This window comes from Gemmatimonadota bacterium, assembly GCA_039715185.1.
GTDB lineage: Bacteria > Gemmatimonadota > Gemmatimonadetes > Longimicrobiales > RSA9 > DATHRK01.
Window position 1 is genome coordinate 1 of sequence record JBDLIA010000002.1, and the last position, 20621, is coordinate 20621.

The following is a 20621-nucleotide window of genomic DNA, read 5'->3' on the forward strand; positions in this document are numbered from 1 at the left end:
CAGCTCGAGCTGGAGCGCATCGACGCCGAGGGCAGGGCAGCCGCGCACTTCGCGGACGCGATCGCGCACGCCCAGCAGCGCATCATCGTGCTGGAGCGCCAGGGAGGCTGACGTCCATGCGCACCCCCTTCGGTCGAACCGGGTCCCCCCGCGAGGCCGGCCGCCCGCCGCGGCGGGCGGGGGCGCGCCCGGCTGGCGCGCGGCGCGCGGCGCTGCTCGGCATCGTCGTGGTGCTCAGCGCCGGCTGCGGCGGATTCTGGAACCCCGGCGACATCGGGCCGGACGGGCGCTCGCGCGCCGACGTGCGACTGCGTCGCCTGCTCGACGCGGGACACGCCGACTCGGCGCTCGCGTGGCTGCGCGAGGAGCCGTCCAGGCTGCCCGGTGACGACGTCCTCGATCACCTGTATTTCGGCGTAGTCGCGCAGCAGGCCGGCTTGTACGGCGAGAGCAGCCTGTGGCTGCGGGCGGCGTACGAGCTGTCCGAGGATCGCTACACCAAGAGCGTCCTCCGCTCCGCCCTCACGCTCGTGACCAACGACCGCGTCATGCCCTACGACCCGGGCGAGACCGAGCGGCTGCTGATCCACTACTACAACGCCAAGAACCACCTGGCGCTCGGCGATCCCGACGGCGCCGCGGTGGAGGCGCGGCGGCTCAGCCTGATGCTCGATCGCTACGACGACGCGTCGGCGCCGACTCCTCGCAGGGCGGCGTTCCGCGCGTTCGCGTCCTCGGTCTTCGCGGCGACCGGGGAGATCAACGACGCGGACGTGGCCGCTCGCAAGGCCAGCGCGCAGGGCGTCGCGTGGGTCGAGCCGAGCGGCGCGTCGCAGGTCGGCCTGCAGGAGCCTTCGATAACGCTGGCAGTCCCCCTGGAGTCGATCGTCTCTGGCGCCGTGGACCTCGATGAGCTCCTGGGCCTCTCCGGCTCAGGCGAGCTCGTCGTCGTCGTCGAGCGAGGGCGCGTGGCCCAGCTCTACGAAGAGACCGGCTTCCTCACGCTGGACGATCACGAGCACGACCACCTGAGCGGCGGTCGCCACCGGCGCACGTACGCTTCCATGGAGCTCGCGCGCCGGATGGCACCCGACGCCACCGGCGACAGGGAGTTCCTGTCCGCGCTCGAGGAGGCGAAGGTCGAGGCCGAGCGGGAGAAAGAGCAGGAAGAGCGCCGGCGCCAGCGCGAAGAAGAGGAGGAAGAGCGTCGGCGCCAGCAGGAGGCGGCGCAGTCCGCCGAGAAAGACTCGGGCGAGGAGTCCGGGCGCCCGGCCCCGGCCGAGGAGACGCCCACGCCTCGCAGGCCGACGCTCGAGCGCACGGGCGACGACCTCAGGCCTGGTTCCGCGCCGGCGCCCGAGGAAGGCGCGGAAGCGGCGACCGGAGACGACGACGACGGGGACCACTACGACCGCAATCCCTACATCATGCGCGTGGCCTGGGCCGCGTACCGTACCGCGCGCCGCCCGCCGTCCGCGGGGCCCGCGACGCTGCTGGTGGACGAGGAGCCCGCCGCCGCCGCGCGGCTGCCCGTCGGCCTCAGCGACGGCGTCATAGCCGACCGCGTCGAGGCGCAGGGGTGGGCGATCGCGCGCGCGGTGGCGCGCGCCGGCGCCAAGCTCGCCATCACGCGGGCGATCGAGTCGGAAGCCGCCGAGAAGGACGAAACGCTGGGGCGCATCCTCGGCGCCGTCGCGAACGCGGGCGCCGTCCTCTCCGAGCGCGCCGACACCAGGTCTTGGGCTCTCGTCCCCGACCGGCTGGAGATCCTTCGCGTCCGCCTCCCGGCCGGCGAGCACCGGGTCACCGTCCGCCTCTCCGATGCCGAGGCGGTCGAGCTGGGCACCGTGGTGGTCCCGGCGGGCCGGACTATCCTCGAGTTCGTCCGCGCCGAGAACTGACGACCCTGGAACTTCGAGGGGTTTTTGCTAGCTTTGTAGCGTGCCCCCGGCCTCGGGCCGGGGGTTTTTTGTCCCCGCCGACGCGCTGGCGAACCTCGCATGTGGGGCTAAGAACCACGAGACGGACGCATGCTCGACGAAATTCGCGACAAGATCGAAGGCGAAATCGCCAAGCTCACCACGGAACTCACCAGGGAGCTTCCGGAGATCATCCGCCGCGCCGTGGAGCTGGGTGACCTGCGGGAGAACGCGGACTACAAGTCCGCCCTGGAGCGCCAGCAGTTCGTGCAGGCCCGCATCGGACACCTGTCGGCGCGGATGCACGAGTTGTCGCGCATCGACGTGGCTGCGGTCCCCTCCGACCGGGTCGGCTTCGGCTCGCGGCTCAAGGTGGAGGACCTGGAGTTCGGCGACGTCGACGAATACCTGATAACCGCGGGCGACTTCATCGACCTGGAGGCGGGGCACATCTCCATGGCGTCGCCCCTGGGTCGGGCGTTCCTCGGGTGCTCGGCGGGCGATGAGGTGGCGGCGGAGCTACCGGTCGGGATTCGGCGGTACCGGATCCTGGAGTTGGTGACCCTGCACCAGATAGTCGACTAGTGTACCGTTGCACACTAGTGTACCGTTGCAGAAGTCCCGTAGGCATTCGGCGCGCGCTGCAGCCCGCGGATGCGGCGTTGGAACTCCTTGCCGTAGCGACGGCTACGGCGCGTCGTTCCGCCTTGCCCCGCGGGCGCATCACGCGCCTCGGTGCACACGGGACTTCCGCGCCGGCACACTAGCCCCCGCTTCCCACCTGCGTGAGCGCCGCCTTGATGAGCTCGGCGCCCTCGAGCTCCGGCTTCTCGTCCAACGCCTTCCGCACCGCCCCGCCCGCGTCCACCGCGGCGTAGCCCAGGGCCACGAGCGCGCCGACGGCTTGCTCGGAGTTCTTCACCGAGGCGGGTGAGGCGGCCACGACCGCGAGGTCCTCGACCTTGTCCGCGAGCTCCAGCACGATCCGCTGGGCGGTCTTCTTACCGATCCCCTGGATCCGACGCAGGACGTCGACCTCGCGTCCGGCGATGGCCGCCGCGAGTCGGTCCGGGGACAGCGACGACATCGCCGTGAGCGCCAGCTTGGGGCCCACGCCGGTCACGCCGATGAGCCTGTTGAACACCTTCCGACCGGTCTCATCGGTGAACCCGACCAGCGTCAGGGAATCCTCGCGGACCACCTGGCAGGTGCGCAGCTCCACCTCGGCGCCCGTGGGCGGAAGCCGCTCGAACACCGTGAGCGGTATGTGGATCTCGTAGACCACGCCGGACGCGGTCAGGATCTCGGCCCGATCCAGCTCGCGGGTCAGGAGGATACCCCGGATGCGGCTGATCACGCTGTCACCAGCGCGTAGCAGTGGGCGAGCGCCACCGCCACGCCGTCCGCGGCGTCCGCCGGGCTCGGCGCCGAGCGCAAACGCAGCAGGCGCTGCACCATGAACTGGACCTGCTCCTTGGTCGCCCGTCCGGTGCCCACGATCGCGTTCTTCACTTCCGCGGGAGAGTACTCGTGAACGGCCAGGTCCCGGCGCGCCGCGGCCAGCAGCAGCACGCCGCGCGCCTGACCGAGGGTAATCGTCGTGCGCACGTTGCGGGCGTAGAAAACGCCCTCCACGGCGAACGCGTCCGGCGCGTGCCGCTCGATGATGCCGTCGATTCCCTCGAAGATATCGCGCAAGCGCTGGGGCAGCGGCAAGCGTCGATCGGTCCTGATGACTCCGCACTCCACCAGCGACACGGCGCCGCCACTCTCACGGGTGACGACACCGTAACCGGTAACCGCGGTTCCTGGGTCGACCCCGAGCACCCTCAAGACGCGGCCGCCGCGGTGGCTTCGTCAACGTCCGCGTTGGAGTGGACCCGCTGGACGTCGTCGAGGTCCTCGAGCGCGTCCACGAGCCGCAGCAGGCGCTCGGCCTCCGCCCCGGAAACCGCCACGGTGGCCTTCGCCACCATCGTCGGCTCCGGCGTCTCGCACTCCAGGCCCTGAGCCGCGAGCGACTCGCTCACGGCGTGGAGGTCCGCGAACTCGGTGGTGACCACGAGCACGTCCCCGGCGGCTTCGACGTCTTCGGCGCCGGCCTCCAGGGCGGCCAGCATCACCAGGTCTTCGTCGTGGCGCGTCGCGTCGATGAGGATCTGCCCCTTGCGGTCGAACTGCCAGGCGACCGAACCGGCCTGACCCAGGTTGCCTCCGTGCTTTTCGAGCGCGTGGCGAACCCCTGCGACGGTGCGGTTGGTGTTGTCCGTCAGCGTCTCGATGTAGAGAGCCACGCCGCCCGGACCGTACCCCTCGTAGACGATCTCCTGGTACTCGACGCCCTCCAGGTCGCCCGAGCCCCGGGCGATCGCCCGGTCGATGTTTTCGTTCGGCATGTTCGCGGCCTTGGCGGTGTCGACCGCCAGCCGCAAGCGCGGATTCGCGTCCGGATCGGGGCCGCCCGCCCGCGCCGCCACCGTGAGCTCACGGATCAGCTTCGTGAACATCTTGCCGCGCTTGGCGTCGTTTGCGGCCTTCTTGCGCTTGATCTGGGCCCACTTGCTGTGGCCGGCCACGGCCACCTCCTGCGTCGGCTCTGGGGGGTCGAAAACGCCCCGGAACGGCGATTTCGGCGCCGAAAACATAATCCTGGGCCGAGGGTCGATCAACGCGCGGGATTCGCGCCCCGGTGTGGGCGAACCGGGAGGGAACGCACGCGTTCGGGGGGGTAGCATCATCGGTCCGTCGGTCCGTCTTGGGATTGCTCGGATTACGTACATGAGATCAACGGCCGCGGGCCCGAACCCGGACCCGAGTCGGCCGATTGGAGGATATCGTGAGCATCGCCAAGGAGTGCGGCCGCTGCGACGGCTGCGGACACGTGGTCGCCAGCGCGCGCTTCGACATGTCGTGGTCGCGCTGGACCGGAGTCGCCAACGGGTCCGGCTCGGGCCCGGCGACGAGGATGTTTCGGCCGCGCATTTGCCCCACGTGTGAGGGCACGGGGCTGACCCCTCAGCCCATGGCGCCGGTGCGGAAGCCCTCCTACGAGCAGGTCGCGGACCTCTGGTAGCAGGCCCCGCGTGGATAACGCGCCCGTGATGCGCAAAGGGCGGGGTGGATCGACCACCCCGCCCTTTTTCCATCCCGCCCCCGAGAGAGGGGGCGAAAAGCCGCAGCTACGTGGACAACTGCATGCAGCCCACGATGTCGCCCAGGTTGGTGGACGACTCGTGGATGTTCACGTAATACGAGCCCGCCGGATCCAGCCCGATGCGCAGCCGCGCGGTCGCGTCACCGTTGCCCGTAGCACCGACGCGGATGGGCGGGTAGTCGGTAACCTGCCCGACCGGAGCGCCGCCGCTGCCGCAGGTGCCCTCGTGGACGTGCCACGGCCGGACCGCGCCGTTCGCGTCGCCCGCGAGCGCAACAGAGATAACCGTCTCCTTGATGCCGGCGTTGACGTTCGCCGCCGCCCGCATGTCGTCGTGCTCCTCGGCCTCGATCATGCCGGCCCAACTGTCCACCGGGCGCGCCTCGCCCGTCGAAGCACAGCCGACCAACAGCAGGGCGCAGAGTCCAGACGCCACCTTCTTCATCGTTCCTCCTCCGTACGGTGTCTCCACCTACTCCGAAAATCGACCGGTCGATACAAGCCACCTACTCGCTCTGCAGGTTGCGCGCCACCGCGACGGGCGCCGCCCGTCCAGCACCCGGCTTGACCCGCTTCCGAGGCCACCGTCAGGTTGGAGGCCGCCCGGAATCGAGCCGCATTGTCAAGGGTTTAACGGTCTGATCGTTCGCTCGCAAGGAGTCTCCCCATGATGGTCATCGCCCCGCTCGCCGCCGCCCTCGCGATCCAAGCCGCGGCGGCACCCGCGCCGGCGCGCATAGAGATAGACCCGGCGCCCACGGAGATCGAAGTGGGGGAGGCGATCGAGTTGCGGGTCGCCGCGTTCGCGGAGGACGGCACGCCGCTCTCAGCTCCCGAGGTTCGCTGGCTCGCGGTGACCCCCGAGTACGTGTCGCTTTCGCCGGCCGGGACGCTGACGGGGATCCGCCCCGGCCCCGGCCGAATCGCGGTGGTCGTCAACGGGGCGACGCACTTTCACGAGGTCCGCGTGCCGGATCTCCCCGTCACCTTGATACGCGCTGCGCCCGCCGGGGCGGTCCGCGTGGGCATCTCGACGCCGCTGCGGGTGACGCCTCTGAACGCGCTCGGCGAACCCGTGCCCGGGGCCCGGCTTTCCTACGAGTCGCTGGATGAGGAGATCGCGCGGGTCGATGCCTTCGGCGCGGTCACCGGAGTTCGAGTTGGGGACGCCCGCATCGGTGTCAGCGCCGGCGCCGCGCGCACCGAGCTGAGCGTGAGGGTGGAAGAGAACCCGGCCACTGCCTACGACCTCACGCCGTCTTCGGCGTCCGTGCGCACGGGGGACGTGGTCCGCCTGCGCGCCGTGGGACTGGGCGCCGACGGCGCTCGCTCCGTGGAGGGCTTCCACCCGTCCTGGTCGGTGTCGGGGGCCGGAGCCGAAGTCGAGGTCGAGGGAGAGGAGGGCGTGTTCGTCGCGGAGGATCCCGGGACCTACCGGGTGGGCGCTCTCTTGGGCCCCTACGTCTTCGCAGAGGCGGTCATCGAGGTCGCGCCGCGCGAACACTCCGCGCGCGTGGAAGTCGTCGGGCACGGGCCCAGCGTCGACCACCACTCCGGCGATGTCTGGGTGTTCGAGGGCGCGGACGGCCGCGATTACGCCTACATCGGCACCTTCCTGCACGACTGGATGAAGGTCTGGGACGTGACCGATGCGACCAACCCGGTCCTGGTCGACTCCATGCAGCTGGACGCCAGGCGGATCAACGACGTGAAGATCCACCCGAACAACCGCATCGGCATCCTGACCCGCGAAGGCGCCGCCAGCAGGCGCAACGGCATAGTGCTCCTCGACCTCTCGGAGCCGGCGCACCCCAGCGTCATCTCCGAATACACGGAGACCGTGTCCGGGGGCGTCCACAACGTCTGGATCCGGGGCGAGGAGAACCTGATCTACGCGTGCCACAACGGCACCGGCGATCTGCACATCATCGACATCTCGGATCCGGCGGCGCCACGAGAAGTGGGCCGCTGGGGGCTGGACAAGCCGTTCAAGACGCTGCACGACGTGATCGTGCAGGACGGCTACGCCTACCTCAGCTACTGGGACGATGGCGCCGTGGTTCTGGACGTGGGCGCGGGCACGCACGGCGGCACGCCCACCGCGCCGACGTTCGTCAGCAGCTACAGCTATCCGCAGGGCAACACCCACGTGGCGTGGCGCCACGGCCGCTACCTGTACGTGGGGGACGAGCTGTTCCCGGACGGGTGGGATCCCCAGAAGCCGATCGAAGCGCGCGGCTACATCCACGTCCTCGACATGAGCGACATCGACTCGCCCCGTGAGGTGGCCCGCTACGAGGTGCCCGAAGCCGGCGCGCACAACGTCTGGGTGGAGGAAGACAGGCTCTACGTCGGTTACTACCAGGCGGGGCTACGGGTCGTGGACGTTAGCGGAGAGCTGCGGGGCGACCTGTACCGGCAGGGCCGCGAGATCGGCTACGTGATCCCGCTCGACGATCGGACCACCGTGCCCAACTGGCCCATGACGTGGGGCGCCCAGGTCTTCAAGGGCAACGTCTTCACCGCCGACCTGAACTCGGGGCTGTGGGTGGCCAAAGTGGTTGACGAGCGGCCGGTTTCGTAGGCCGACAGGAACGGAATCGTGAAGCCTCGCACCGCGCGCGGCCTGGCACTGGTCCTGGCCGCGCTTGCGCTGTGGCTCGTCGCCGACCGGCGCGAGGACACCGGCGCGCCGCCGCCGCAGGTCATCGAGGCGCTCTTCGAACGAGGGGCGTCCGGGGTCTTCGTGGAGGCCTTGGGTGTCGTGGACCGGCTGCTCCCCGATGACAACTCGGGCTCGCGCCATCAGCGCTTCGTGGTGCGCCTCGCGTCCGGGCACACGGTCCTGATCAGCCACAACATCGACCTGGCTCCACGCGTCGAGAACCTGGCCGCGGGAGACTCCGTCAGCTTCCTGGGCGAGTACGAGTGGAACGAGCGCGGCGGCGTCATCCACTGGACGCATCACGACCCGGACGGCCGACGCGCCGGCGGCTGGGTGCGCGCGCACGGCCGCGAGTACCGGTAGTCCTTCCCACCCGGCCGAAGGCCTATCGCCCCAGTCCCCAGCCGGCCATGCGGTCCAGCACGACGTACTCGGGCCGTATGTCGACCGGCACCCCCGCCAGACGCGGCAGAAAGTCCCGCATTGCCTCCGGAGCCGCGCCGTAGTCGGCACGGAGCGCCGCCGCCGCCGCCAGGTCCCCTTCCGCCTGGATGCGCAGGATCTCGGCGGCGAGCGCGCGGTTAGCCTCCACGTATGCGGGAAGGTCGAGCGCGAACGCCCCCACCTCCTCGTCGAACAGGATCGCCCCGCGCTCCCACGCCCACGCGAACTGGATTGCCGCCGCCTGTCCGTGCGCCTCCTCCACGCCGAAGCGCACCGACCGGAACAGGTCGGCCAGGTGCGCCCGGTAGGCCCCACGCACGAACGCCGCCTGGTAGAGCCCCTCCTCGGCCAACACGCCCAGGGAGTGCAGCCCCACCGCGTCCGCCTTCGCCTCTTCGAGCGCGGAGTGGTGTTCGCGGAGCGCCTGGTGGACCGGCACTCCCGAGCCGCCGGCCACCACCCCGGGACCCAATCCGTGGGCCAGCTCGTGCAGCAGAACGGCGGTAAACCACGGGTCGAATTCGATGGCGGACGCCATCACGGGGCCCAGCACCAGCTCCGCGATGGGGGTGAGTATCAGCTCGAACTTGGCTCGCGACACGTTGCGCAGCATGACCTTCTTCGAGCCCTTCTCGCTACGAACCCGCTCGTCGTTGGGAAGGTTGAAGGCGATCGTCTGCACGCCCGCCCGCGCATCACCACCCGCGTAGATCAGATCGACCACGCGGATGGGACTCTCGAAACTCCGGTCCAGGTCCTTGTACCGGTCGGCCACCGGCAGCCGCCCCTCCAGGAAGCGCATGCGTCCCTTGAGGCCGTCGAGCTCCGCGGACGCGGCCGAGTCGGCGAGCGCGATGAAGCTCTCGAACGCGGCCTTGGCGCCCCGGAGGCCGTCCTCGTAGACCTCGTACGGACCGATGGTCGGCTCGATCCTCGTGCCGCCTATGTCCATCCACGCGACGTCGCTGGCGTAGTAGTCGTCGGACCGGAACGCGGCCGCGCGCAGCTCCAGATACGCGGCCAGGCTGGCGTCTTCGGCCGCCTCCGCGGCCTCCAGCAGCAGCGCCGCCGCGCGCTCGAGCTCGGCGCGGTACTCCACCGAATAGGGGATGGATATGAGCGTCCCGTGCTCGCGGCGCAGCACGCTGAAGTAGCCCGTGAAGGCCTCCCGGTCCTCGGGGTGCTGGGCCAGCCACTCGTCCAGTTCGCCGCTCGACAGGTCGGCGGGGTAGAAGCCCGCGCCGGCCGGCCTGGCGCCCACATCGAGGAACGGCTGGTTGCCATCGAGGCGGTCCCAGGGGCCCGCCATGATGTCGAGGTACGCGACCGCGTCCTCCGCCCAGGGCTCGGTGGAAAGCGCCAGCCCCTGGTGGAGCTCGGCGTTCCGTTCGGACACCTGGCGCAGGAAGATCTCGTGCATGGCGTCCGAGGCCCTGATCAGCCGCTCGAGCACGACCTTCTCCCACGGCGCCAGCCGGTCCGTGTCCGCGTCGATGTCGGCGGGGGCGAAGCGCTCGACGCGCTCGGCGAGGGCCTGCGCGGATACGCCGGGGGCCAGGCGCGGACGGCGTGGAGCGTCCTCATCGGCGCAGCCGGCGGCCAGGAAGAGCGCCGCGACGATCGCCGGCGCGACCCGATCGGTGGCCGGGCGGGTGTTCCTTTTCATACCTGTCTTTGCATCCCCTTCCGGCGCGTTACTCATGAAACCCTGCCCGCGTTCGCGGGTGTGCTAACATTGGACCTCACGCGCGCGTCGGGAAGTAGTAGGGAGCCCGCCCGCCGTCCCCGTGAATGCCTCCGCGCCGGAGCAGGGTGGAACAACGCAGGCCCCGGCGTCGTTGAAGGAAGTGGAGGGGGCTGGGGTCATCCTCGAATTAGGAGAGTATTTCGATGCCTCATGCTCGGCATCATGTCGCGCGACGCGCGTCCTTGCTGGTCCTTGCCGCGCTCACCGTCGCGCCCGCGGCGCTGGCGGCCCAGTACTTCGGCCGCAACAAGGTCCAATACGACGACTTCGACTTCCAGGTGATCAGAGCCGATCACTGGGATATCCACTATTACCCGGAAGAAGAAGAAGCCGTCCGCGACGCTTCGAGGATGGCCGAGCGCTGGTACGATCGCATCTCGGGTCTGCTGGATCACGACTTCCGCGTCAAGAAGCCGGTCATCCTGTACGCCAACCACCCCGACTTTCAGCAGACGAATACGACGAGCGGGTTCATCGGCGAGGGCACCGGCGGCTTCACTGAAGGCCTGAAGGATCGGCTCGTTATGCCGCTGACGGGCATATACGGCAGCAGCGACCACGTGCTGGGGCACGAGATCGTGCACGTCTTCCAGTACGACATGGCGGGCGCGGGCGTGGGCGGGCCGGGGCTGACGTCGTTGCTGCGCCTGCCCCTGTGGGTGGTCGAGGGGATGGCCGAGTACCTGTCGGTCGGGCGCTACGATCCGCACACGGCCATGTGGCTGCGCGACGCGCTGCTGCGCAACGACCTGCCGGACCTGGGCCGGCTCACCACGGATCCCAACTTCTTCCCGTACCGCTTCGGGCAGGCGTTCTGGGCCTGGGTGGGCGGCACCTACGGCGACGAGGCGGTGGGCCGCATCTACAGGGCATCCCTCAGAGAGGGTCCCGGCGCGGCCTTCCAGAAGGTGCTCGGGCTGGACGCCGGCACGCTTTCGGACATGTGGATCACGTCCATCCGCCGCGACTACCTGCCGGAGATCTCCGGCCGGGAGCTGCCCCGCGAGGTGGGGCGCCGCGTGCTCGCCGCCGACCTCGACGCGGGCGAGATGAACGTCGGCCCGGTGCTCAGCCCCGACGGCAGCCGCGTGGCTTTCCTGTCCGAGATCGACCTCTTCAGCATCAGCATCTTCGTGGCCGACGCCGAGACCGGCCGGGTCATCAAGCGCATCGCCAGCTCGGACACCGACCAGCACATCGACGCCCTGAGCTTCCTGGAGTCCACGGGCACGTGGTCGCCCGACGGCTCGCAGTTCGCGTTCGTGGTGATCGCCGATGGCGACCATCAACTGGCCGTGGCGGACGTCGAGCGCGGCAGCTTCGAGCGCCGCATCACGGTGCCCGGCGTGACCGCCATGCGCGACCCGGCGTGGTCGCCGGACGGCCGCCACATCGCGGTGACCGGCGTCGAGGGCGGTATCAGCGACCTGTACGTGATCGACGTGGAGACGGGCGAGGCGCGCCAGATCACCGACGACCGCTTCGCCGACATCCACGCCGCCTGGTCGCCGGACGGGCGCACCATCGCGTTCGTGAGCGACCGCGGCCCGCAGACCGACTTCCAGCGGCTCGCCTACGGCAACATGCGGCTCGCGTTCGCCGACGTGGAGAGCGGCGACGTGACGATGCTCGAGCTGTTCGAGCAGGCCAAGCACATCAACCCGCAGTACTCGCCGGACGGCTCCGAGCTGTACTTCATCTCGGACCGGGGCGGCTTCAGCGACATATACCGGTACGAGTTCGGCACGCAGAAGGTCTTCCAGGTCACGCGCATCGCCACCGGCGTCAGCGGCATCACCGCGCTCGCGCCTGCGTTGACTGTGGCGCCCCGCAACGGCCGGGTCATGTTCTCGGTCTTCGAGGATGGCGGCTACCAGGTGAACGCGCTGGAGGGCGACGCCACGCGGGGGGTGGAGGTGGACCCGGCCGCGCCCGCGCCCACCCGCGCGGGGCTGCTGCCGCCCATGGACGCCGAAGGCAGCGGCGTCATCGACCTCTACCTGAACGATCCGGAGTTCGGCCTGCCCGAGACGCCCGATGACTTCCCGCTCGACCAGTACAACTCCGGACTGGCCCTGGACTACGTGGGCAGCTCCGGCGTCGGCGTGGGCGTGGACCGCTTCGGCACCGGGCTGGCGGGCGCCGCGGCGGGCTTCTTCAGCGACCTGCTGGGCAACCACCAGATGGCGGTCGCCATCCAGGCGAACGGCGGCGTGAAGGACGTCGGCGGCCAGGCTCAGTACCTGAACCGCTCCAACCGCTGGGTCTGGGGCGGCGGGTTGTCCCACATCCCGTTCCTGACTTCCTTCGGCACGACGTTCGTCCAGGGCGTCGACGGGAACAACGACGGCGTGCCCGACCTGAATGGGAGTACGTTCTCGCAGCTCCTGCTGCGGGTGTTCTCGGACCAGGTGTCGCTGGTCACGCAGTATCCCTTCTCGGTCACCAACCGGTTGGAGTTCGGCGTAGGCTACTCGCGGCTAGCGTACGACTTCGAGGTGCGAGAAATAGGCGCCGCGGGGAGCACGATCATCTTCGACCGTACCCGGTCCGTCGAGCCCGAGGAGATCGGGCTGGAGAGCTTCCCGACCGCCCTGAACACGGTGGAGGCGTCCGCCGCGTACGTGGGCGACTACTCGTTCTTCGGGTTCACCTCGCCCATCCGCGGCGGGCGGTATCGCATAGAGGCCGGCGCGACCACGGGCGACGTGTCGTTCGCGACCGGGCTGATCGACTACCGGCGCTACTTCTTCGACAACCCCGTCACCTTCGCCGTGCGAGGCCTGACCTTCGGACGCTACGGAGGCGACGCCAACAGCAGCCAGCTCCAGTCGCTCAACGTGGGCACGGAGACGCTCGTGCGAGGGTACGCGGTCGAGAGCTTCGACCCGGATCTGGAGTGCACGGATACCGCGGTGTCGTTCTGTGAGGAGTTCGACGCGCTTCACGGCAGCAAGATCGTGGTGGGGAACGTAGAGGCGCGGCTCGCTTTGTTCGGCGTGGAGCAACTCGGCCTCATCGCCGCCTCGTTCCTGCCCACGGAATTGTTCCTGTTCGCCGACGGCGGGTACGCGTGGACCGGTGACCTGTCTCCGGACGTCGACGATCCGCTCAACGACAATCCGTTCTTCCGCAACCTGGTCGACGTCGACCGGGAGCCGGTCTTCAGCATCGGCGCGGGCACCCGCGTGAACCTGTTCGGCTTCTTCATCGGCGAGGTCTACTACGCGCTGCCGTTCCAGCGCCCCGAGAAGGGCGGCCACTTCGGCTTCGTGCTGTCGCCGGGCTGGTAGGCGACGCACCCGGGCCCGCGAGCGCGAAGGCGCATCCCTGCGGGGGTGCGCCTTCGTCGCGTCAGGGCTCCACGATCGTCTTCACGTTGACGAATTCGCGGACGCCGAAGGACCCGAGCTCGCGTCCGTAGCCCGAGCGCTTCACGCCCCCGAACGGTAGCCGCGGGTCCGACGCGGTCATGCCGTTCAGAAACACCGCCCCCGCTTCGATCTCCTCCGCGAAGAAGGCCTGCTCGGCCGGGTCCGTGGTCCAGGCCGCGGCGCCCAGGCCGAAGCTCGTGGCGTTCGCCAGCGCGACCGCCTCCTCGGCGTCTTCCACCACGAAGAGCGACGCCACCGGCCCGAACAGCTCCTCCGAGTACGCCGGCGCGTCTTCGGGCACGTCGGCCAGGACGGTGGGCGGATAGAACCAGCCCCGACCCTCCAGGCGGTGCCCGCCGGCGAGGAGCCGGGCCCCGGCGTCGATGGTCTCGCGCACCTGCTGATCCAGCTCCTGCAGGATCGAGGCGGTGGCGAGCGGGCCGATGTCGGTCGCTTCGTCCATGGGGTCCCCCACCGTCAGCGCCTCCATCCCCGCGACGAACCGGTCGCGGAAGCGATCGGCGACGTCGCGCTGGACGATGAACCGCTTGGCCGCGATGCAGGACTGCCCGTTGTTGATCGTGCGCGCCCTGATCGCGGTGGTCACGGCTGAGTCCAGGTCCGCGCTCGCCATGACGATGAAGGGGTCGCTGCCCCCCAGCTCCAGGACCGTCTTCTTGAGGGCCCGTCCCGCGCGGCCCGCCACCGCGCTCCCCGCCCGCTCGCTACCGGTGAGGGTGGCGGCGCGCACGCGGGGGTCGTCCAGCACGCCGCCGACCCTATCGACCTCGATGAGCAGCGTCTGGAATGCCCCTTCCGGAAAGCCCGCCCGGCGAAAGATCTCCTCGATGGCCAGCGCGCAGCCGGGCACGTTGGCGGCGTGCTTGAGGAGCGCGACGTTGCCCGCCATGAGCGTGGGAGCGGCGCAGCGAATGACCTGCCAAAAGGGGAAGTTCCAGGGCATGATGGCCAGGACGGGGCCCAGCGGCCGGTAGCGAATCAGGCTGCGCTTGCGCCCCGTGTCGACGGCCTCGTCGGCCAGGAAGCCCGCGGCGTGTTCGGCATAGTAGCGGCATACCCAGGCGCACTTCTCCGCCTCTGCCTCCGCCGCCAGGATGGGCTTGCCCATCTCGCGCGTCATCAGCTCCGCCCAGGAACGCTTCTCCGCGTCCAGCAGCTCGGCCGCGCGCAGCAAGCGCTCGGCGCGCCCGGCGATGGAGGTGCGGCGCCACGACGAGTAGGCGTCCCAGGAGGCGGCGAGGCGTCGCTCCAGCTCTTCGTCGTCGTGCGACGCGAAGGTGGCGAAGGTCTCTTCGGTCGCGGGGTTCGTGGACTGGAATGACATGATCACCAGGCTCCATCGCACGGTCCGTTCGGACGCAACGTAAGGCGTCGAGCCGGGTCGCGCGCCCGGGTCGCGACCGCTCGAAGCGGGGGCCTCTATGCCGTCGTCGCGCTCTCCTTGTTTTCGGGTTTTGTTCGGGTTATTCTCCGTCCATGTCCGCCGCGACCGCCCTGGAACTCCGTCGCCTGCTGGAGCAGCGTTTCCCCGACGCCCTTCCGGTTACATACGGCACCACCGAAACGGTGCCGACAGGTATCGCCCACCTGGACGCCATCCTTCCCTCCGGCGGCCTCCCACGAGGTCGCCTTACGCGCTGGCAAGCAGGCGGCGGAGCCACGGCGTTGTTGCGGGGGGCGTGCGCGCACACGTCCGCCCACGGCGAACGCACGGCCTGGGTGGATGGAGCGGGCGTGATCGCGGGCGCGTCCTGGCCCGCCGGCCCGGTGCTGCTTCGCCCGACGGGCGAGCGCGAGGCCCTGGAGTGCGCGGAGGTGCTGCTCCGCTCCACCGGTTTTTCGCTGGTGGTCCTGGCCGGCACCAGAACTGACTCCATGGCGCACTGGCGGCTCGCCCGCGCGGCCCGCGAAGGCGGCGGCGCGCTGGTCGTGATGGAGGGTGGTTGGTGGCTGACGGGATCCTCCCGCACCCGCACCCGCTCCGGTGCCGACACGTTTTCCGCCGCCGACTCCCGCGTTACGGAATGGCGGGTACGCGCGCGCAAGCCGCGTAACGGCGCGCGCGTCCTCACCCCTCCCTCCGGCGGCTCCGCCGCGCTCCAGGTCGAGACGCGCATAGATCCGGACGCTTACCGGTGGCGCGCGGGACCCTCCGGCCCGGCCCTGGCCGAATCCGTCCGAGTGCGCGCTCGCGTTCGAGCATCCGGGCTCGAGCGAACAGCCAGCTTCCAGCTACCCATCGACGTACATGAACATCGCCTGTCTCTGGACGCCGGACTGGCGGACCGACGAGGAACCCCCCGCCCCCGCCGTCCCTCCTGACGTCGTTCGGGCGCTGCTCGAGATCGTCCCCCGAGTGGCCCTGGACGCCCGCGGGCCGATCTGGGCGGACGTGCGTGGGCTGCCGACCCGCCAGACGGCACGGCGTCTGAAGGATGCGGCCGGCGCGTCCACCCGGGACGGCTCGACGACCTCGGGCGACGCGGCGACCGCTCCCTGCGTAGGCGTTGCAGACGTCCCGGCTGCCGCCGAGGTGGCCGCGCGCTGGAAACCGCGGGACGGAATCGCGGTCGTGCCCGCCGGCGCCGACCGGGCGTTTCTGGCGGGAGCGCCCATCGCGCTGCTGGAGCCACCTCCTTCCCTGCTCTCGCTGCTGGAGGGCACGGGCCTGCTGACCTGCGGCTCGCTCGCGGCGCTTTCTCGTGAATCGGTGGAGGTGCGACTGGGCACGGAGGGAGGGCGCCTGTGGCGGCTGTCCCGCGCGGATGACCCGCGCCGGCTCTTCGACCGGATCGCCCCGCTGCGCCCGCACGCCTCGATCGACTTCGTCGAGTACGTAATCACCGACCCCGCGCGCCTGGTGTTCGCCGCCAACGCTCTGATCACGCCCATCTGCCAGGAGCTGGCCGAGCGCGGCGAGCACGCGCGCAGCATGACGCTCACGCTGCCGCTGGCCAACGGCCGCGCCTGGTCGCGCGCGCTTCGGCCCGGCCGCCCCACCGCCAGCCGCGACATCTGGCTGCGCCTGGTGCGCTCTCGGCTGGAGCGATTGTCCGTCCCGGATGCGGTCATAGGCGTCGCCGTGGAGGTGGGCTCCACCGAGCCCGCGGGCGTGCGCCAGGGCGACCTGTTCGACCGCGGATTCGGCAGCGCGGGCGCGGTAGAGGCGGCGCTGTCCCGGCTCGTCGGCGAGCTGGGTGAAGTGGTCGTCGCGCCCGACAACGACGCGCACCCGCTGGCCGAACGCCGCACGAGCTGGCGCGTGCGCGACCCCATCGAGATCGCCGACAACCGGGATCGTTCGGAGCCCGGAGCGCCCGACCGTGCCGTGCCGGGGGCGTCCGCCGATGCGCCGCTCACCCTCCAGCTTCTGCCCGATCCCCGGCCGGTGCGCGTGGAGTTGGAGGCCGGCCGGCCGAGCCGCTACCACGACCGATCCGGCTGGCGGGCGCTCCGGGTGGTCGCGGGCCCGGACCGCATCTCCGGAGGTTGGTGGGAAGAGGCCTACGCCCGGGAGTACTACCGTTGCGTCGACGAGGACGGCGTTCTGGTCTGGATCTACCGCGACGCCGGCCGCGACCTGTGGCTGCTGCAGGGCTGGTGGGACTGAAGCGGGACCGGCCGAGCGCGGAACGCATCGTGCGGACCGACGCCGTATTCTCCGTTCGTCGAGTTCGAAGACTCTCATCAGGAGCGAACCATGACGCGCACCACGCGCCTGCTCGTTGCGTGCCTCACGCTGCCCATCGCCATTCCGCTGGCCGCCTCGGCCCAGGAGAGCGGGGTCCGCGTTTCGGAGCGGCTCCGCCACAAGAACCGGCTGGCCGCGGTGGAGCTCCCGGCAGGCGTCGTCGCAGCCGAGTTCACCGTCACGCCGAGTCCGGCCCGGGCCTTCCGCCCGGAGGGGAGGCCCCTGCGGGCGCGCGTCCGGCTCGCCGAGACGGTACCGACGCCGGTGCCGCCCAGCCCGCTGCCCGAGCCCACCCTGGACCTGCTCGGCGAGGCGCTCGGCGGCGGCGGCTTCGGAGGCGCCGGATCGCGCGACTTTCAGAATCCGGGGCCGCCGGTCCTCGATCACATCGAGCTCAGCGCGCGCACTCCCTGGATCAACGAGAAGGGCAACGTCGAGTTCTTCCTCCCCTATGACGTGGACCCGGACGTGCCGTCGGTGAACTTCAACAAGAATTTCCCCGGCCTGTTCTACGTGAATCTCAAGCTGGAAGAGGGCAAATCGTACCTCGTCGACGTCGCGGTGAGCAGCTGGGGAGCCGGCGCCTACAAGGTGGAGGTGAACGGTTCCGAGCAGGAGTTCGCCGACCCGCAGGGCAACCTGGAGCACCTGCTCATCGCGCTGCAGGCGACCGAGAGCGGCTGGGTCGAGATCGACATCATCCGCGAGGGCACGGGCTACTACCTGTATTCGGTGACGGCGGACCGGGTGAACTAGTGTACCGTAACGGAAGTTGGGTGTGCACCGAAGCGAGCGAAGCGCCCGCGACGCAAGGCGCCGTGACGAAGCGTAGCCGTAGCTACGGTGAGAAGCGGCAACGATGCGCTCGCGGGATGCAGCGCGCGCTGAATGCCATCGACACTTCTGTTACGGTGCACTAACCGAAGAAGTCCACGAGGCCCGTTTCCAGGGAGTATTCGGCCCCCACGACCGCCAGGCCGTCCTCGGCGATCAGTCGCGCGAGGGTATCGGACCCGCGCATGAGGTGTTCGGCCGAGGCCCGTATGTGCGCGCGCCCGGCTGCGTCGAGCAGCGCCCGCCGATCGTCTCTCAGGTCGCTCAGCATGAGCGGCTCCACGGAAGGTCGGATCCGGTCGACGATGGAACGCAGGTTGGGAGAGCGGGCTTCTCCCGGCCGTTCGAGCGACTCCAGCGTGGCGGCGACCGCGCCGCAGTCGGAGTGTCCCAGCACCACGACCAGGCGCGTGCCGAACGCCTCGACCGCGAACTCGACGCTGCCGACGAGCGCCGGCGTGGCGACGTTGCCGGCGACGCGAATCACGAACAGGTCGCCCAGGCCCTGGCCGAGCACGATCTCCGGCGGCACGCGCGAGTCCGAGCACCCGAGCACGATCGCGAAGGGCTTCTGTCCGTCCACGAGCTCGGCCCGGCGGGCCTCCGCTGCCGGCGCCGCTCCGCTCCAGTCGCCGGCGGCGAAGCGGCGGTTGCCTTCGCGCAGGCGCTCCAGCGCCTCGGCGGAGCCCGTCAAATCGTCCTACTCGCCCGCCGTCGTCACCGCGGCCTGCTCGGGCACCGCCTCCGGCGGGCTCGCCTCGCGCAGAACGAAGTCCTCGAGCGACACCGTGTAGTCACCCGTTTCCGGCACGTACCGCAGGCACGAGGAGGTCGGGTAGTAGCCGGCCACCGCCACCGCCGGCGGGGAGTCGATGGGGAAGCACTCGGACGGCTGCGCCACCAGGAATGCGAGCGAGACCATCTCCTCGTAGAACGTCACCCGCCCGTCGTAGCTGCCGTAAATCCACGCTCGGGTGAAGGGCTCGCCGCTGAACTCCGGGCCGCTCACGTCGACCAGGTGATTGCCCATCGCCGGCGCGACCGCATCCACATTCACGTACTTGGGATCCATGTAGTTCGCCGGCAACGGCTTGCGGCCCGTCTCGAACTGGTCGCAGTTGACGAACTCCGGCCCGCACGGCCCCGGCTCGATCCCCATGATCGACTCGACCGGCTCGATGTAGAAGTGGACGTCGAAGTGCGGCGAGTCGTACACCCCGGGCGGGATGTGGCCGAGCGGGTTCCAGTTCAGCAGCGCCCATTTGAACGGCATGTCCGCGCGTGCCGCGGCGGCGCTGGGAAGCGGGATCACCCAGTCGTGGGTCGGGATGCACTCGTCGGGCTGCGCGACCTCACCGTCTTCGTCCCGATCCCAGCAGTAGCGTAGGTTGGAAGGTTCGCGCGGCAACTCATCGAAGAAGTTCTCCGAAAGCGCGATCCCGATAGCGCTCGGCGCCCCGTCGGCGTCGAACTCGGCGTAGGGAGTGGCGGTGGCTGCTCCCACCTGTGCGGCTTCTCCCAGCTCGGGGCCCTGGTCCGCCGGGGGAGGCGCCGCCTCACAGCCCGCGATCGTCAGGACCGCCAGGCCCAGGAGGCCGGCGACTCGGCTGGTGTGGGTCCGCGTGGGGCTGCGGAAAAGTTGAAAAACGAAGCGCGTCATCAAGACCTCCGAGTGGCGCGCGGGAGGCCTGACCGGCAGGGCCCGCGCTGAATCGAACGAACGTCCGAGCGGCGGACCGCGCACATGATCCCCGCCGCCGAGAGCTGTTCCCGAGTGCGAATTGGGATAGGCAAGCAGGGTCTAGTCGGCAAGTCCGACCCACCCGGCGCTCCGTTCCCACAGCTCGGCCTGCAGCCTTTCGTGGTGTCCAGGCAGGCTCGGCTCGGCGCGCTCCATGACGTCGAAGTACTGTCCTGTCACGGACCCGAGGGCGGGTTCCGCGACGAGCCGCTCGACCGCCGCGCCGCCCACGTCGGGCGACTCCATGAAGACCTTGAACAGGCGCGCGATGAACCACAGCGGGCGCCGGTTGCGGTCCCAGATGCGGGTGGCCAGCACGCCCGGGTGCAGCGCGTTGACGGTGACGCCGTGGTCGGCCCAGCGGCGCGCGGCCTCCCGCGCGAAGAGCACGTTGGCGAGCTTCGAGTTGGCGTAGGCCCGCCAGCCGTCGTAGCCGGCCGGGTCGGCGACGCGGTCCAGCCGGAGGTCCGCGCGGCGGTGGGCGTTGGAGGCGACGACGACGATCCTCGCCTCCCGATCCGCCGCCGCCGCGCGCAGCGTGTCCAGCAGCAGGTGCGCGAGGAGGAAGTGCGCGAGATGGTTCACGGCGAAGGTGCGCTCGTAGCCCTCGGCGGTGGTCTCGCGGGGCGCACGCGCCAGGCCGGCGTTGAGCACGAGCGCGTCCAGCGCCGGGGCCCGCTCGCGTACCGCCTCCGCCAGGTCGCGGACGGCGGCGAGCGAGGACAGGTCGGTGGAAATGAGCTCGGCGGCGCCGCCGGCGGCGGCGATGTCGGTCAGCAGGGCCTCTCCGCGCTTCTCGTCCCGCCCGTGCAGCAGCACGCGCGCGCCCCGCGCGGCGAGCCGTCTGGCGGCGGACGCGCCCACCCCGGCGGTCGAGCCCGTGATGAAGACGGTGCGGTCGTGCAGATCCATGGCGCGCGATCGGTGTCCAGGAAACGAAAGCGGAAGGATTGCCCCCCGGGGGCGTGCGCGCCAGCGGAGGTGGCGATCCTATTTCGGGTTGTCTTCGGGTAGGCGTGGTGTCATCATGC

18 protein-coding genes are annotated in these 20621 nt (G+C 70.3%); 9 read left to right on the top strand and 9 right to left on the bottom strand.

Annotated features, from left to right (window positions below; all coding sequences use genetic code 11):
* Nucleotides 1-116: 116 nt before the first annotated feature.
* Both ABFS34_00535 and ABFS34_00540 read left to right on the top strand, forming a co-directional pair.
* Nucleotides 117-1901 (top strand): hypothetical protein, encoded by a 1785-nt coding sequence (locus ABFS34_00535; protein MEN8373913.1) that lies wholly within the window; start codon nucleotides 117-119, stop codon nucleotides 1899-1901.
* Nucleotides 1902-2030: 129 nt separating this feature from the next.
* Complete coding sequence (locus ABFS34_00540; protein ID MEN8373914.1) at nucleotides 2031-2504, top strand: GreA/GreB family elongation factor; 474 nt, start codon at nucleotides 2031-2033, stop codon at nucleotides 2502-2504.
* Between the two features lie 178 nt (nucleotides 2505-2682).
* On the opposite strand, the gene ruvA is transcribed toward ABFS34_00540, so the two are convergent.
* Genes ruvA through ABFS34_00555 form a run of 3 tightly spaced genes read right to left on the bottom strand, consistent with a single transcriptional unit; the run spans nucleotide 2683 to nucleotide 4495 of the window.
* The gene (gene ruvA / locus ABFS34_00545) at nucleotides 2683-3276 is read right to left on the bottom strand and encodes a Holliday junction branch migration protein RuvA (protein MEN8373915.1); all 594 of its coding nucleotides are present in this window, start codon (nucleotides 3274-3276) and stop codon (nucleotides 2683-2685) included.
* Nucleotides 3273-3746, bottom strand: a complete 474-nt coding sequence (gene ruvC, locus ABFS34_00550) for a crossover junction endodeoxyribonuclease RuvC (GenBank protein MEN8373916.1) — start codon at nucleotides 3744-3746, stop codon at nucleotides 3273-3275. The genes ruvA and ruvC overlap by 4 nt, the downstream gene beginning before the upstream one ends.
* 2 nt (nucleotides 3747-3748) lie before the next feature.
* Nucleotides 3749-4495 (bottom strand): YebC/PmpR family DNA-binding transcriptional regulator, encoded by a 747-nt coding sequence (locus ABFS34_00555; GenBank protein MEN8373917.1) that lies wholly within the window; start codon nucleotides 4493-4495, stop codon nucleotides 3749-3751.
* Nucleotides 4496-4755: 260 nt separating this feature from the next.
* On the opposite strand from ABFS34_00555, the gene ABFS34_00560 reads away from it, so the two are divergent.
* Nucleotides 4756-4992 carry a hypothetical protein gene (locus tag ABFS34_00560; GenBank protein ID MEN8373918.1) on the top strand — a complete coding sequence of 79 codons (237 nt, stop codon included), beginning with the start codon at nucleotides 4756-4758 and terminating at the stop codon, nucleotides 4990-4992.
* Nucleotides 4993-5098: 106 nt separating this feature from the next.
* Here ABFS34_00560 and ABFS34_00565 read toward each other — a convergent pair whose 3' ends face one another.
* Nucleotides 5099-5518 carry a hypothetical protein gene (locus ABFS34_00565; GenBank protein ID MEN8373919.1) on the bottom strand — a complete coding sequence of 140 codons (420 nt, stop codon included), beginning with the start codon at nucleotides 5516-5518 and terminating at the stop codon, nucleotides 5099-5101.
* Between the two features lie 222 nt (nucleotides 5519-5740).
* Between ABFS34_00565 and ABFS34_00570 the strand changes: the two genes are divergently transcribed.
* Both ABFS34_00570 and ABFS34_00575 read left to right on the top strand, forming a co-directional pair.
* The gene (locus ABFS34_00570) at nucleotides 5741-7657 is read left to right on the top strand and encodes a hypothetical protein (protein MEN8373920.1); all 1917 of its coding nucleotides are present in this window, start codon (nucleotides 5741-5743) and stop codon (nucleotides 7655-7657) included.
* Between the two features lie 18 nt (nucleotides 7658-7675).
* Entirely contained in the window at nucleotides 7676-8101 is a 426-nt protein-coding gene (locus tag ABFS34_00575; protein MEN8373921.1) for a DUF3465 domain-containing protein, read from the top strand.
* A gap of 22 nt (nucleotides 8102-8123) precedes the next feature.
* Here ABFS34_00575 and ABFS34_00580 read toward each other — a convergent pair whose 3' ends face one another.
* Entirely contained in the window at nucleotides 8124-9848 is a 1725-nt protein-coding gene (locus tag ABFS34_00580; GenBank protein MEN8373922.1) for a hypothetical protein, read from the bottom strand.
* 224 nt (nucleotides 9849-10072) lie between these two features.
* Here ABFS34_00580 and ABFS34_00585 point away from each other — a divergent pair, with 224 nt between their 5' ends.
* Nucleotides 10073-13222, top strand: coding sequence for a peptidase S9 (locus ABFS34_00585; GenBank protein MEN8373923.1), 3150 nt, complete (start codon nucleotides 10073-10075; stop codon nucleotides 13220-13222).
* Nucleotides 13223-13283: 61 nt separating this feature from the next.
* Here ABFS34_00585 and ABFS34_00590 read toward each other — a convergent pair whose 3' ends face one another.
* Nucleotides 13284-14648 (bottom strand): NAD-dependent succinate-semialdehyde dehydrogenase, encoded by a 1365-nt coding sequence (locus ABFS34_00590; GenBank protein MEN8373924.1) that lies wholly within the window; start codon nucleotides 14646-14648, stop codon nucleotides 13284-13286.
* A 152-nt stretch (nucleotides 14649-14800) separates the two neighbouring features.
* On the opposite strand from ABFS34_00590, the gene ABFS34_00595 reads away from it, so the two are divergent.
* From ABFS34_00595 to ABFS34_00605, 3 genes are all read left to right on the top strand, one after another.
* On the top strand, nucleotides 14801-15646 hold the full coding sequence (locus ABFS34_00595; protein ID MEN8373925.1) for a hypothetical protein: 846 nt from the start codon (nucleotides 14801-14803) through the stop codon (nucleotides 15644-15646).
* Complete coding sequence (locus tag ABFS34_00600) at nucleotides 15573-16934, top strand: hypothetical protein (GenBank protein MEN8373926.1); 1362 nt, start codon at nucleotides 15573-15575, stop codon at nucleotides 16932-16934. Before ABFS34_00595 ends, ABFS34_00600 begins: the two co-directional genes overlap by 74 nt.
* A 90-nt stretch (nucleotides 16935-17024) precedes the next feature.
* Nucleotides 17025-17771, top strand: a complete 747-nt coding sequence (locus ABFS34_00605) for a hypothetical protein (GenBank protein ID MEN8373927.1) — start codon at nucleotides 17025-17027, stop codon at nucleotides 17769-17771.
* A 160-nt stretch (nucleotides 17772-17931) separates the two neighbouring features.
* On the opposite strand, the gene ABFS34_00610 is transcribed toward ABFS34_00605, so the two are convergent.
* The 3 genes from ABFS34_00610 to ABFS34_00620 all read right to left on the bottom strand — a co-directional run bounded on the left by ABFS34_00610 (nucleotide 17932) and on the right by ABFS34_00620 (nucleotide 20502).
* On the bottom strand, nucleotides 17932-18543 hold the full coding sequence (locus tag ABFS34_00610; protein MEN8373928.1) for a carbonic anhydrase: 612 nt from the start codon (nucleotides 18541-18543) through the stop codon (nucleotides 17932-17934).
* A 6-nt stretch (nucleotides 18544-18549) separates the two neighbouring features.
* Nucleotides 18550-19509 carry a hypothetical protein gene (locus ABFS34_00615; GenBank protein ID MEN8373929.1) on the bottom strand — a complete coding sequence of 320 codons (960 nt, stop codon included), beginning with the start codon at nucleotides 19507-19509 and terminating at the stop codon, nucleotides 18550-18552.
* A gap of 141 nt (nucleotides 19510-19650) precedes the next feature.
* A complete protein-coding gene (locus tag ABFS34_00620; protein MEN8373930.1) occupies nucleotides 19651-20502 on the bottom strand; it encodes an SDR family NAD(P)-dependent oxidoreductase in 852 nt (283 codons plus the stop codon).
* Nucleotides 20503-20621 lie beyond the last annotated feature (119 nt).

Bases quoted from the DNA above. Each gene is read 5' to 3' on its own strand.
- ABFS34_00590 (MEN8373924.1), bottom strand. From the start codon at position 14,648: ATGTCATTCCAGTCCACGAACCCCGCGACCGAAGAGACCTTCGCCACC.
- ABFS34_00580 (MEN8373922.1), bottom strand. From the start codon at position 9,848: ATGAAAAGGAACACCCGCCCGGCCACCGATCGGGTCGCGCCGGCGATC.
- ABFS34_00620 (MEN8373930.1), bottom strand. From the start codon at position 20,502: ATGGATCTGCACGACCGCACCGTCTTCATCACGGGCTCGACCGCCGGG.
- ABFS34_00565 (MEN8373919.1), bottom strand. From the start codon at position 5,518: ATGAAGAAGGTGGCGTCTGGACTCTGCGCCCTGCTGTTGGTCGGCTGT.
- ABFS34_00570 (MEN8373920.1), top strand. From the start codon at position 5,741: ATGATGGTCATCGCCCCGCTCGCCGCCGCCCTCGCGATCCAAGCCGCG.
- ABFS34_00605 (MEN8373927.1), top strand. From the start codon at position 17,025: ATGACGCGCACCACGCGCCTGCTCGTTGCGTGCCTCACGCTGCCCATC.
- ABFS34_00535 (MEN8373913.1), top strand. From the start codon at position 117: ATGCGCACCCCCTTCGGTCGAACCGGGTCCCCCCGCGAGGCCGGCCGC.
- ABFS34_00595 (MEN8373925.1), top strand. From the start codon at position 14,801: ATGTCCGCCGCGACCGCCCTGGAACTCCGTCGCCTGCTGGAGCAGCGT.
- ABFS34_00615 (MEN8373929.1), bottom strand. From the start codon at position 19,509: ATGACGCGCTTCGTTTTTCAACTTTTCCGCAGCCCCACGCGGACCCAC.
- ABFS34_00540 (MEN8373914.1), top strand. From the start codon at position 2,031: ATGCTCGACGAAATTCGCGACAAGATCGAAGGCGAAATCGCCAAGCTC.
- ABFS34_00600 (MEN8373926.1), top strand. From the start codon at position 15,573: ATGAACATCGCCTGTCTCTGGACGCCGGACTGGCGGACCGACGAGGAA.
- ABFS34_00585 (MEN8373923.1), top strand. From the start codon at position 10,073: ATGCCTCATGCTCGGCATCATGTCGCGCGACGCGCGTCCTTGCTGGTC.